Below are 13,392 nucleotides of genomic sequence, written 5' to 3' on the forward strand. Positions count from 1 at the left end.
AATATAAAATGTAACATATAATACTAATATTCAAATCAATATGCTATTTAAGAAGATAGCTTCTCATATAACATAACTGCTTTTATCAACCGTAGATTCTCCCTGCAAAACCAAGGAAAGTCAATACAACGGAAATCAACACGATATTCATCAAGCAGATCATAAAAACGAATATCCTGTATCAACTCACGAACTGAAATGAACAGAAGCAAATACTTCTTCCTTTTACAATAAAACAATGCTTTCTGCAGTTCTGCATAGGCAATATTTTCTCCTGTTTTACATTCTGAGTTTTTTTCATCACAAAAAGACAATTGAATCTTTAACGAATTATTCCGTTCTAAATATTCTGTCAATCGTCCTTGTACTACAGGAGAGGAAGTATTACCATATAATACAACATCTTTATATTCCATATCCGATATTTCCCCAGAAGGAGCGCTTTTCAAGTCAGAACACAACATATTATATTCTTTAAAGAGACTTTGTTTCGTAGATCTTCGTAATTTTTCAACAGAATAGAAAGCATACCTGAATACATAATGGGTTCCCCGCTTCTCTATTGTTTCCTGTTCTGAGAAAAAAGCATGTAAACGCCTTTTATTGGTTTGAAGAGATTGCTTGGGAATATCTTCAAGCGTATTGGTGATATATTCGACTACCGTCTTTTTCATATATCACAGATTTATCTATCACTATTCTCCATATCCATAGCCGTAACCATAGCGTTTGCCATAGCCGTAGTGCTTACCGTACTTGCCGTAGCCGTAGTAATAACCGTATTTTCTCTTTTTCAAGTCCACACCGTTGATTACGGTACAAAGATTAGGAAGTTTCTTCTCAATAGACAACTCATTGATCAATGTATATTCGGCTTTATGAGTATAGTCGGCACGGCATACGTAGACGGACAAGTCAGCTACACGGCCTATCAATAAGGTATCGGTTACCATACCGATAGGGGCAGTATCCATTATTACATAGTCGAAGTGCTTCTTTAAGGTTTCTATGGCCTTGTCCAGTCCGTTACGAGCCAGCAGTTCGGTCGGATTAGGAGGAACAGTGCCACCCAAAAGGATATATAGGTTCTTATTGATATCCGAAGGTTGTACCAGTTCCATCAGATCCGTTTCAGGATTGGAAAGATATTGGGTAATACCTTTTTCCCTGTTCGAAAGCTGGAATACCTTATTAAGTCCCGGCTTACGAATATCAAGACCGACAATCACCACTTTCTTTCCCAAAAGAGAAAGACTGATAGCCAGGTTTGCCGAAACAAACGATTTTCCTTCTCCACTAACGGTTGAGGTCACAAGGATTACCTTCTGGTCATTATTGAGCATAAACTGAAGATTGGTTCGAACATTACGGAAAACCTCACTCATCAGATTGTTCTTATTCTCAAATACGGCAATAGAGCCATTCTTATCATTCTTTTCGTCTGTCAATGGAATATCACCGACAACAGGGACAGTCGTTAGTTTCTCTACATCGGCACGACCTTCGATCTTGAATTTCGTCAGGTCAATCAGGTAGATGATGCCAACAGGGATTCCAATACCTAACACCAATGCAATCAGATAAATCATTTTGCCTTTAGGAGATACCGGAGTATCGTCAGCTATTGCTTCATCAATAATTTTTGCATTATTCGCTGTAGCAGCTAGTGCGATCGCGTTCTCTTCGCGTTTCTGTAACAGCATCAGATACAAACCAGCTTTGATTTCTTGCTGGCGGGCGATGCTTACATAAGCCCGTTCCTGCCCCGGAGCATTACTGATACGACGAGAGTAGCGACTTGCTTCACGGTCAAGGTTGGATTTAGTGATCATCAACCCTTGCAAAGTTCCTTCAAGAGTAGCCTGTACATTGGCTTTCATAGCACGGATACTTGTATCCAAATTCACAATAGCAGGGTTATTCTCTGTTGATGTACGTAACAGACGTTTACGTTCCACCAACATTTCATTATAACGTTCAATTGCTCCGATCAAAGCAGCATCCTGTAAACCCACATTGCTCGGCAATACTTCGTATTCATTGCCTCTCAGATACTTGCGTAAGTCATTCACCAAACTGATTTGAGTACGGTTCTCCACACTTTTCTTTTCATATTCAGCATTACCAGCCAAGGCGATCTGAGCTTCACTCGACAAATCCGTGATACCGGCATCACGCTTAAAAGACTCTAAATCCGCTTCTGTACTTCCCAATTCTTTTGAAATAATACTAATACGTTCATCAATAAACTCTGCTGTTTTCTGAGCAATTTCGTTTTTATCATTATTCGTATTGCGATTATACATCTCTAGTAATTGGTTGATAAAATCCTGCCCACGTTGCAAACTAGAATTTTTTAACGAAATCACGGCCACAGAAGTAGTTTTAGAAGTCGGAGCAATAGACAGGCTGTTACAATACCCCTTTGCCACTCTCATTGGTTTGTTGATAGTCGCAGTTATATGACGTACGTTCTTCTCCATCCGAGGTACTTTCGTTCCATCCTGCAGAGTTACCGAATCAACTTCCTGAAAGAAAGCCAAAGTACCCTCATCAGTCGGAAAGATAGCAGGTAGTTTCTCAAAATGCTTCTGATATCCCTTCTCACCTACAGTCACGTTCACATCCATACTACCTTTAGGCTGTAGTGTCATTTCCACTACCATCGGAGAGCTTAGTTTCTCAGCCTCCTGAGGTGTCAAACTCACCTGCACCGGAGACGTCTTGTATAAACCTTTAGCAGGAAATTCATCCTCATCTGCATAAGTTATATACAGCCCCAATTGATTAACCACCTCTTTAACGAGCGTTTTCGAACGCAAAACTTCCAACTCATTATCAATATTCTTGGAAGAAGTCATCAGACCACTTAATCCCATATCCTCCAATTCCGAAGAAAGCCCTGCACCTCCACCCTTCTTCTCATCTTTTATCAAGACAGTAGCTGAAATATTATAGATAGGTGTAGCCCAATGCAGATAAAACCACGCACCAACAAGGCATAGTAACACTGCCCCTACAAACCAAGGCCAATGGATAATATATTTAAAAAGTAATGCTTGAAAATCTATCTGTTCTTCATTAGTAGCATGACTTTTCTCATATTGCTTTTCTTCTTTCATAACTCTTTCTTTTTATTTCAGGATATTAAATAACAAACTGGCAATGGAAACAAGGATGGAAGTAGCAGAAAACCATAGGCTCGTACTAGTTCCGATATCCGAATTTCGAGCTTTCGCTTTATTGGGAGTTACGTAAAGAATATCATTCTGCTGCAGATAATAGTAAGGGGAAAGAATAGTCTCCGCCTTATTCAGATCCAATGGAATTATTTCCTGCTTGCCATTAGCATTCTCCCGTATTAGTTTTACATCATCACGCAAACCATAGACGGTCATATCACCTGCCATAGCCAAAGCTTCCAGGATATTCACTTTTTCATTGGAAATCGTGAATGTACCGGGACGGGCAACTTCTCCGATCACAGAAATCTTATAATTTACCATACGTACTGTTACAATAGGAGTTTCAGTAATATAAGGTTTCAGCTTTTCAACGATCATTTGTTCGGTTGCCTTCTTGGTTAGGCCACCAACATGGAGTTCACCCAATACGGGGAAATTGATATTACCGTCGTTATCAACTAGGTACTGTTGAAGGACAGGCTGGCTAGTTGTATAGTTCAAAGCGGCATTGTTCTGTGTGGCCACTGTTAAGTTGAAAGGTGCCGCCAATTCAGGACTGGTACATGACACTACAATAGTCAATAAGTCTTTTGGCATAATTTTTGCATCATACAACTGTTCGTTCTGAGTACTATACAGTACGACTTCCGCATCCTGCAGGTAAGGTACTTTTTTGTAGGACTGACAAGCTGTCAACAAAAATGCTGCCAATACGTAATATCCTAGTTGTTTCATTCTCTTCATATATTTCTTTCTATTGTTTTTTATTCTATCTTCATTAAAACTCAATCATTTTTATCAATCATCTCTCCTATATGCCCCATCTTTTGCTTCAAATATAACAGAAGGTTCTATAACATTTATTGTATGCCATGCCCCTGCAGGTATTTGGATACCGAATTTACCTTCTGCAGGAGATAGTATCTGACGTGAAACTTCTTTAAAGCTTTTTTGTCTTATCACATCATCACAACAGGAAGTTGCCTCATGAACGTATTCATTCACTTCTTCATAGATTATTTCTTCTAATTTACCGACAAGACATATTACAGTTTCTGATGTTTTTTCATGTCGATGAATAGGCACTTCTGTTTGTGGTTGCAAAGCATTGAGCATACGTTGGCTGGTGTCAGCAGATGAAGTACGCAAGTCGAAGTTCTGACGTAAACGTGAATTCTCCATAGCCTGTTCCAATAATTTTCCCAAAAATTCTTTATCAAATTCCATGTTTTTTCAATAATGCAAGATATGCTTCATGTAAATGATAGTACTTTTTCATAAACAAGATGTAGGCAATAGCCAATACAACCAATGCAGTAAGCAAATACAGCCAATAAACAAACATTGTATTTGGACAGAAATGGATAAATCTAAGAGAAATCACTAGTTGCATAACCATATGCAACAATATTACATCTATGGTCTTGATTATCACATTGCCAAACAGAAGCAACATGATAAAGACTATGCCGATGAAGCCACACATTATCGCAACTATTTCCTCACAAGCAAGATAATGCTTTCATTACCCTTTGGATATCAATGAATCAGTACAATAGTTCTTGGTATGAGCGCATTGAACATATATTAACCACCCTCATCAGATAAAGTTCGCAAGTCATAATTCTGACGAAGACGAAGATTAACCGATGCTTGTTAACAAGTTGGATATTAGTTTTTCATCAATTAGTATTGTTGTAACGTGATTTGTCTGTTTTCTGCGCATGCGCTCTAAAGATATATGCACAAAATTAGTAAATATCGTTAAAGAAGTGTCTCATTTTTTAAACTAGAGCTAATGATTTTATAGTGACTTTACAATCTCAATAAAGTTCTCAATTACATACTCCACATCCTCCATCGTCATGCAAGTGTTGAGAGGCAAAGTTATTTCATTCTCAAAGAGATGATATGCATTAGGATAGTTGGCAATATCGAAACCAAGAGCTTTATAAGCGGTCATCATAGGCAGTGGCTTGTAGTGTACATTGGTAGCAATACCCCTTTCAGCCATATTCTCAATCACCTTGTTAGCCTCCTTGCGGGTACGTCCCTGCAGACGAACGAGATAAAGGTGATGGGAAGAACAATGGTTATCACTCTTATGGTCAAGATAAGCTACCTGATATTCTGTATCAAGACACGTATTCAAGGCATCAATAGCCTTATTATAAATAGCAACGTATCCCTCACGCTTCTTCAGCATCTCTGAATAACGCTCAAACTGTACAAGACCAATGGCTGCCATAATGTCGGTCATGTTACATTTGTACCAAGGTCCAATGATGTCGTACTCCCAAGCACCTAACTTCGTTTTTGCCAACGCATCCTTGTTCTGACCATGAAGCGAGAAGAGCTGCGAAATACGATAAATAAATTCATTCCAAGTTTCACCTTCAATGAACGGTACAGGGCTCCCATAGTACACCTGCTGACGCTCTACCTTCTCGTTACCAAAAGGCAAGTTCCAAGTCATCGCTCCACCTTCAGCAGTTGTGAAATTTTTAACGGCATGAAAACTAAATGAAGAGAAATCAGCAATCTCACCAGCCATCTTACCATGACGAACAGCACCAAATGAGTGCGCACAGTCGCTAGAGACAATGATTCGCCCCATCAACTTCTGAATATCATTAGCAGGACGGAACTTAGCGAGAATCTCCGGGCGAGTCACAATCTCCTTGATTTTGTCCACATCCGCACAAATACCAGCTAGATCCACAGGCACAATCACCTTAGTACGCTCAGTAATAACTTTCAATAGCTGTTCGTAATCCATCTCCACATTGCCCTTCTGCGAATCCACCATCACAATAGTAGCCCCAATATGCTGTACCACCGAAGCCGATGCAGTATAAGTATAAGCCGGTATAATCACTTCATCACCTGGACCTACGCCTAACACATGAAGAACCATCTCCATAGCAGCAGTAGCAGAGTTCAGGCAAATCGCCTTCTCTGTATGCACATATTCAGAAATGATTGATTCCAGCTTCTTTGTACGAGGACCAGTAGTAATCCAACCTGAAACTATTGCATCACGTACTTCATTTGCTTCAGCCTCGGTCATATCTGGGGGACTGAAAGGAATGCTTCTTCTTTTCAAATCTGTACTCATATAAAAAATGTTTATTATAATCTCGATTATCTATTATCCAATAAATGAATTTATCTTTTCTTCCATTCCCAATACTATACCATCCAAACAAGTGATAAAATAACATTAGATGAATAGCATGCCATCAGGCGACTTTCATAAGATATAATACGAAAGGACATATACTCTCCTGCACCCACACTAGACTCACTAAAAAGATGTTCCTCGCCAAGACCAAACACCTCCTGCATAATCCACATAACGCCTTTAGTAAATCGCTCCATATTAAAAGAACGAATAGCGACTAGTTCTGCATCGGTAATTTAGATGCCACTTCGGATTATCCTTTATAAACCTTCCACACATCATTAAAGCAGATACTCAAGAGAACCAACTTATCCGCCATATCGTAAAACATTAATTTGTGCGAAAAAACAGATTGTCAGTTCCTGCCATTCTCAATTACTTTACGGATAATATCTACATATCTTGAAGTACCGTACTCACGGGTGAATTGGTCCAAAATCAACTGACGGGCATTACGCCCCATCTCCTCACAAGCCTTACGGTCGGCAACCATCTCGCGAATTATCTTTACAAAGGCCTGCATATCACCAGCTGGTGCATACCTACCACAGTTATAGTGGTTAAGAATATAGGTCAGTTCACCTTCATCAAAGCTGGCTACTACAGCTCTACCTGCCGACATAATGGACAACATCTTACTTGGCATTGCTGCTCCTCCCAATCCAGGTTTGCAACTTACTACACATGCATCGCCCAATCCATACACTTGTGACACACGCTCCATAGGCTGCAACGGAAAGAACTTTACATTATTAATGCCGTAGTTCTTCACCTTTTCCACAAACTGCTCCTTCAATCCACCTGTACCAAAGATGAGAAACTCCACCTCCTTGTCTCCTACCATCTCCTTAGCAGAATCAATAATCACATCAATATTCTGCGCATTACCGAGGTTACCAGCATACACCACATGGAACTTCTTCTTGTTAATGCCAAGCTCCTCAAAGAGAGGATTATACTCCTTTTCCACTGGCACCACAGCTTTCTGATCTACCCAGTTATAGACTACTTCTATCTTATTTTCAGGCACCCCTTTCGCCATAATATTCTGCTTGAAGGCTTCCGAAATTACCACTATCTTGTCAGCATTTTTATAGGTAAAATTCTCTATCACTCTACCAATCTTCCATAATATCGAACCCTCATTACTGAAACCGGCACCAACAAGCGAGTCCGGGAAGATGTCTTGAAGATTATAAACAAATGGTCTTCCTGTACACTTCTTAATCAGAGCAGCCATAGCACCCTGAGTAGGAGGAGTACTTGCAATCAGCATTACATCGCAACTTCTTGCATCCTTAAAGAACACACCTCTATCAAACTGTTTAATATTCTGGACAAAATATCTGAAAGCCCTCAACAAAGGATTCTTCTTTTCTGGAATGAGACTAAATCTGTGGACGGTCATTTTTCCATCTAACATCATTTCTAACTTTTTGTGTTTATATTCTTTCCTTACATCATCCGAAATACCTCTACAAGGAACTGGAGTATAAACCACGACATCCCATCCCTCTTCAACAAAGGCCTGATTTCTATTCCAACTAATATAGGGGCTAGAAATACCTTCAGGTAGGAAATAGGATGGTAATAATAAGACTTTCATATTAGTTAGTATAAACGTTATCGTGTTTCAAAACGGTCACAATGGTCTTAAAGAAAATCTTTACATCAAGGCAAAACGAGATATTATCAGCATACCATGCGTCCTTTAATCGCTTTTCGCGAACCCCAATACTGTTTCTGTAATAAGCCTGAGTATATCCAGAAAGCCCTGGACGAACATTCATCTTATGAACTTCATCAGGCTGATAACTTTCTAATGCAGACCAACCACTGGCGCGAGGACCAATCAACGACATCTCCCCCTTGAGCATGTTTAAAATTTGAGCGGTTTCATCAAGACTCGTTTCGCGAAGGAATTTGCCCACTTTGGTTACACGTGAATCATCCTTAGCATTATATGTACTACCATCAGGATTCGTGATATTTTCTGCATTCACCTTCATACTACGGAACTTATACATCATCAGTTTCTTGCTGTCTTTACCGATTCGTTCTGCCATATAGAATACCGGACCACCATCTTCCAACTTAATAGCGGTAGCTACACATAACCAAATAATGCAAAAGAAAGGAAACGCAATCAATGCAATTAGCCAATCACATACTGGTTTGATGAAATGAACATACATACAACTGTTGAAATTATTTAATAATTATATACTCTTTTAAACGCTCCCAAGCTTTGTCCGCATACATGCTTGCCTCCTCTGGAGTTTCTCCTTTAGAAAGTACCCAACCACATATATCAGACTTGGTCTGATAATGAGGCAGCACATCACCAACTTTCTTACGCATAATAATGTCCACTATATGATCTTTTCCTATTAGATTCTGATAGGACTTGATCTCTTCAATCGTTCCAGGAATGTAAATCAGAAGTCTTGACGAAATATACTCCTTTCGCTTAGGTTTAATTTCCATATTATTGCCTATGCAAATATTGATACTATTGTTCAGTTCATCCACCCCTCTTGAATAAGGCACAATATGAGAAGCTATCAAGTTCTGACCGTTCCTAATACCCACATCTATAATATATGGCTTACCGTCAGCATCCGAAATAATAATATCAAAATTAATAGGACCGAAATTCAAGCCTAATGCCGATGTAGCTTTTCGTACTTCCTCGGTAATGAGAGCCTCTGTCTCTTTAGAAATGCCAAGGTAGGTGGTTTGCTTATATACAGGATAATCCTTTGTCCAGTTGAACTCCGTCTTGACTATCGAATACACATGTATCTCTCCGTTGCTGGCGTATGCTTCTGCACTATACTCTACACCTTCAATATATGGTTCCACATATATCTGTTTGTCGCGAGCTCCATCAAATGCATATTGGATAGCTTTCTTGATTTCAGCTTCATCCTTCACAATATACACCCCCCTGCTGCCAGAACCATCACATGGTTTGACAACAAAAGGAACCACATACTGTTTTGAGTCAACCTCTTCCCAAGAATGAAGATCAAACACTTCGCCTCCAGAATTCAATCCGCAATCAGTCAGTTTCTTACGTATCAAATATTTACTAGTAGAAATCTCAGCTGTTGATATTGGCATACAAGGGAGATTCATCCTCTCTCCAATATAACTCACTGTAGGTAATGTAAGAGTAGATCCCCATGACATAACTCCATCCACATCAAGTTCCTGAGCATATTTCAAGCAATTCTCCTTATCTTTAACATCTACCACACGATATCCAGTGGCAAACTCAAATCCGGGTTGTCCTTCTTTATAATCCACGCAATAAACCTCATACCCCAATTCTACGACTCTTTGAATTGCAGGTAACTGATAGACTGCGGCACCTATAATCAGAATCTTTTTCATTATTCTCTTACAATTGATTCATCAATAACCTTTCTAACATCGGTAGCCAACACAATACAGTTGTCAACATCATAGCCACATGCTACCACATAACCACATCCGTCCAGATTAGTACGATACGGTGTGATGACATCACCCACATGCAAGTGATGCTCTATCTGTACATCATACTTAGAGGAAATCAGATCAAAGTCAGGCAATTCTTTCACTTTCCCAGGAGTAAGAGCCAACAGCTTTGTAGCCACAGTTCTTGGTTGACACTCCGGCTTCCAGCAAGTAGGATCACTTACAGCAGCACGTATCATGTTACCCATATAGTCAATACCTGTACCTATAGGAACAATATGTGAGCCTATTAGATTACCGCCCATACGTGCACCAATATCTATAATGTGTACATTACCACCATTTGTGATGAGCAAGTCCATATTCACCGAACCATGGTTCACACCCAAAGCACAAACGGCACGATATACGCAAGTCTTCACCTTTATCTCCAGTTCCTCTTTCAACCCCGAGGGAATAGCGTGTCCCAATTCTGCATAATATGGAGGAAGTGTCATATCCTTCTGCATAACAGCTAGCACATGAATCTCGCCATTATCCACAAACGACTCTACACCATACTCCCTACCATCAACAAATGGTTCTGCAACAGCACGATGGGTAATGCTTCCACTCATGGCAAATTCAACAGCTTTAGCAAAATCCTCAGCCTTTTCTACCTTCGACGCTCCACGGCTACCACTACCATCCACAGGTTTCATCATGATAGGGAACTTCATCTTAGGCAGTATCTCAGCAATTTCGTCCATTGAACCAATCTCGTATGCATAACCAGTATCATCAGCATGAGCTTCGAACAGGAGCTTGCGAACAGAAGCCTTGTTTTTGATAATTTTAGCAGAACGATAATTAATACCTGGCAGATACATTGCCTCTGCTATACGACTCATGGTAAGCACACCAAAATCGGTAGCAGCTGTCAACACACCATTCACTTGTTTATCTCTTGCGTATGCCAAACAAGCTTCCTCATCAACGATGTTGACCACTGCATACTCATCGGCAATCTGAAAACCTGGAGCATTAGGATCTGCATCCAAACAATAGACATAATAGTCCATTGATTTTGCCTTCTCAATTACAAAGTTCTGGAGGAATCCTCCACCAAGCATCAAAAGTTTCTTATTCATAGAATATGTTATACTTTAGTTTATCTATCAGTTATAAACAGCCTCTACTACTTCTATATACATTATTACTACCTTAGTGCCAGCCAATGTTTGCAGTTGCAATTGCATTCCTTGCTATTCTTTGCTGCTCAGAAGATAACATTCTTCTAATATTTGCTCACTAGTTTTTCTATAATATATTTCTCAGACATCCTAGAATAACACTACTGAAATATATAACATTCAAATCTAGGCCTCTACATTATAGTCTTACTCATATAAGTATTGTTTTACCGTAGGCTATATTCAATTCCTTGTCGAAATACGTCCCATGTAGTTTGTGCGCTTGAACAACAAGAATGCATTTGATGGCTATGTTATCCTGAAAGTACAGCTACTCCAAGTTTAGATGTCAGTTGCTTTTTGAACCCCAAAAGTGCCCCACATAATTATCTTAGGGAAATCGGCTGGATAATTAATCACCCCAATATAATATCCTATCTTTCCCTCTTTTTTGTGAAATAATGTATCATAGGCGTATTGCTCTTCTTTATCTGGAGTTGTATGAATATTGACAAGAACAAGTATTTTCTTCATGCTAATAGCCTCTTTCTTCAAAATAAGGCTTGCAGTAACAAAACAGATGTAGTTTTTTAAATCAGAAGTTAAAGTTCGACATGCAAATTACTATTTACCAATCTATTAATACTATCTAAGTTAAGATTTTCTTCCTGAAATACACTTATATTTGCTTTCAATAAGTCTTCTGGCATATTCCACCATTGGAGTTCCTCCAATTTAGATATGAACTCCTCAGGAAATCTGTAACGGATTACTCTTGCAGGAACTCCCCCTACTACAGCATAAGCAGGAACATCCTTTACGACTACCGCACCGGCTCCTATGACAGCACCATTACCGACCTTTATGCCTCCATTAATTAGTACATGTGAACCAACCCATACATCATTACCAATCTGTACCGTATTTTCTTCTAATGGTTTATCGTTTACATTGGTTTCTGTCCACATGACTTGACAACCATTTCGCTTTTGAGTAAAAAGTGGTGATGTAGATAGACATTTCAATGTATGTGCTCCCATGCCTATACGACAATGGTCAGCAATCGAGCAGAATTTTCCTATTCTAGCATTCTCTATTTCTGTATGAGCTGCTACATAAGTATAAGCACCAATGCTGACTCTCTTTGCTTTCACGCCACGGTATATACATGCTGTCTTGTCCACTTGAGCATTTGCAGACACAATAGCAAATATTGAAATATGTGGATTAAACAAATTTTTAGCTATACCTTTTATATAATGTGCAATTGGAAACATATTATTTCAAATTTTTCTTCAACACTTCTATTTGGAAATAAGGATTCCACTGCTCATCTATCTCTTTCATACAAACTTCTCTAACATCTTGTCTTGATTCACCCTTTGTGATAAACCATTCATCAATTTTTTCTGCTAGATTCTCTACATCATCCCTTCGAAAAAACATCCCGGTCACCCCCTCACGAATAGCCTCAAATTCAGGCATTTGCCATTTAAAATCATTATGGGTAATACATGGTGTACCAAATACCATTGAATGCATAGCTGTCAAACCGATATTTCCAGGAGCTACACAGAGATCGGCATTATAAATGAGTAAACTAAGTTCTACTTCGTTATAACATGAACCATAGAACCATACTTGTGACTCTAGATTCAGTTCCATTGCAAGCTCCTTCAATTCGTCTGCCTTCTCTCCATCTCCGATAAAGGTAAGGTTATAATTAATACCCCTATCCCTACAAATAGCCATTGCTTTTAAAACCTGATCAAGCTTTTTAATTGGTGTCAATCGGCCTACAAAAAACAAATTTTTATTGTTATTACCAAAATGTACCTTGTACAGAGAAGTCTCCTTAAGTTCTTCTCTAACCTTTATTTGTTGATCGTATGCTAAAGAATTATGAATAGTATACAATTTTTCAGGATCGAAACCTTCGTTTATCATTAGTTCTCGTGCATAATTACCATAACAGAACACTCCTCCATTAGGCAAGTTCATAAAGAAATATTTCAAAAATTTTTCAATACGATTTTCTTTACCATACCAACCATGAGTCCAAAAATATACTTTTTTATGAGACTTAAAGATACGAGCAAGTATACAGAATATCCATGTACTCAAAGCATGAGTATCACCTAAAAGAATATAACGATCATATTCTTTAAATAATAAAGAAATCACTTTAGGTTGCCATGACCATCCACCTAAAAATTTCCGAGTGTGGGTCTCTGTTACATTACCACGCAAGAAAGAGTAATCCATCTTTTTTACGTCCCCCATAGAATTTCCAAACAAAAAATCCATATCAAACTCTTTATCCATAAGAGTAAAGATACTGGTACGGTAATGTTGAGCGAAATTATATATCAAACAGAGTTTCATA

12 protein-coding genes and 1 pseudogene are annotated in these 13,392 nt (G+C 38.9%); all 13 read right to left on the reverse strand.

Annotation, left to right across the window (positions count from 1 at the left end):
- Window positions 1-47 precede the first annotated feature (47 nt).
- Window positions 48-674 carry a hypothetical protein gene (locus K6V30_RS24385; protein ID WP_109115181.1) on the reverse strand — a complete coding sequence of 209 codons (627 nt, stop codon included), beginning with the start codon at window positions 672-674 and terminating at the stop codon, window positions 48-50.
- A 21-nt stretch (window positions 675-695) separates the two neighbouring features.
- On the reverse strand, window positions 696-3,122 hold the full coding sequence (locus K6V30_RS24390; RefSeq protein WP_224207225.1) for a GumC family protein: 2,427 nt from the start codon (window positions 3,120-3,122) through the stop codon (window positions 696-698).
- 12 nt (window positions 3,123-3,134) lie between these two features.
- Window positions 3,135-3,929 (reverse strand): polysaccharide biosynthesis/export family protein, encoded by a 795-nt coding sequence (locus K6V30_RS24395; protein WP_109115330.1) that lies wholly within the window; start codon window positions 3,927-3,929, stop codon window positions 3,135-3,137.
- Window positions 3,930-3,983: 54 nt separating this feature from the next.
- Entirely contained in the window at window positions 3,984-4,412 is a 429-nt protein-coding gene (locus K6V30_RS24400) for a WbuC family cupin fold metalloprotein (protein WP_224207226.1), read from the reverse strand.
- A pseudogene (locus K6V30_RS24405) lies at window positions 4,402-4,665 on the reverse strand (UDP-GlcNAc--UDP-phosphate GlcNAc-1-phosphate transferase); the annotation flags it as partial. The gene K6V30_RS24400 and the pseudogene K6V30_RS24405, both read right to left, overlap by 11 nt.
- A gap of 324 nt (window positions 4,666-4,989) precedes the next feature.
- Window positions 4,990-6,303: a DegT/DnrJ/EryC1/StrS family aminotransferase gene (locus tag K6V30_RS24410; protein WP_109115609.1), complete on the reverse strand. Its 1,314-nt coding sequence runs from the start codon at window positions 6,301-6,303 to the stop codon at window positions 4,990-4,992.
- A 421-nt stretch (window positions 6,304-6,724) separates the two neighbouring features.
- The gene (locus tag K6V30_RS24415) at window positions 6,725-7,975 is read right to left on the reverse strand and encodes a glycosyltransferase family 4 protein (protein ID WP_130062087.1); all 1,251 of its coding nucleotides are present in this window, start codon (window positions 7,973-7,975) and stop codon (window positions 6,725-6,727) included.
- A 1-nt stretch (window position 7,976) separates the two neighbouring features.
- Window positions 7,977-8,564, reverse strand: coding sequence for a sugar transferase (locus tag K6V30_RS24420; protein WP_109115611.1), 588 nt, complete (start codon window positions 8,562-8,564; stop codon window positions 7,977-7,979).
- Between the two features lie 13 nt (window positions 8,565-8,577).
- The gene (locus K6V30_RS24425) at window positions 8,578-9,768 is read right to left on the reverse strand and encodes an ATP-grasp domain-containing protein (RefSeq protein ID WP_109115612.1); all 1,191 of its coding nucleotides are present in this window, start codon (window positions 9,766-9,768) and stop codon (window positions 8,578-8,580) included.
- Complete coding sequence (locus tag K6V30_RS24430) at window positions 9,768-10,964, reverse strand: ATP-grasp domain-containing protein (protein ID WP_224207227.1); 1,197 nt, start codon at window positions 10,962-10,964, stop codon at window positions 9,768-9,770. Before K6V30_RS24430 ends, K6V30_RS24425 begins: the two co-directional genes overlap by 1 nt.
- 384 nt (window positions 10,965-11,348) lie before the next feature.
- Window positions 11,349-11,540: a hypothetical protein gene (locus tag K6V30_RS24435; RefSeq protein ID WP_130062088.1), complete on the reverse strand. Its 192-nt coding sequence runs from the start codon at window positions 11,538-11,540 to the stop codon at window positions 11,349-11,351.
- A 68-nt stretch (window positions 11,541-11,608) separates the two neighbouring features.
- Complete coding sequence (locus K6V30_RS25255) at window positions 11,609-12,283, reverse strand: CatB-related O-acetyltransferase (protein ID WP_109115614.1); 675 nt, start codon at window positions 12,281-12,283, stop codon at window positions 11,609-11,611.
- A gap of 1 nt (window position 12,284) precedes the next feature.
- The gene (locus K6V30_RS24445; protein ID WP_109115615.1) at window positions 12,285-13,391 is read right to left on the reverse strand and encodes a glycosyltransferase; all 1,107 of its coding nucleotides are present in this window, start codon (window positions 13,389-13,391) and stop codon (window positions 12,285-12,287) included.
- Window position 13,392 lies beyond the last annotated feature (1 nt).

The sequence above is a fragment of the Bacteroides faecis genome (genome assembly GCF_020091505.1).
Taxonomy (GTDB): domain Bacteria; phylum Bacteroidota; class Bacteroidia; order Bacteroidales; family Bacteroidaceae; genus Bacteroides; species Bacteroides faecis.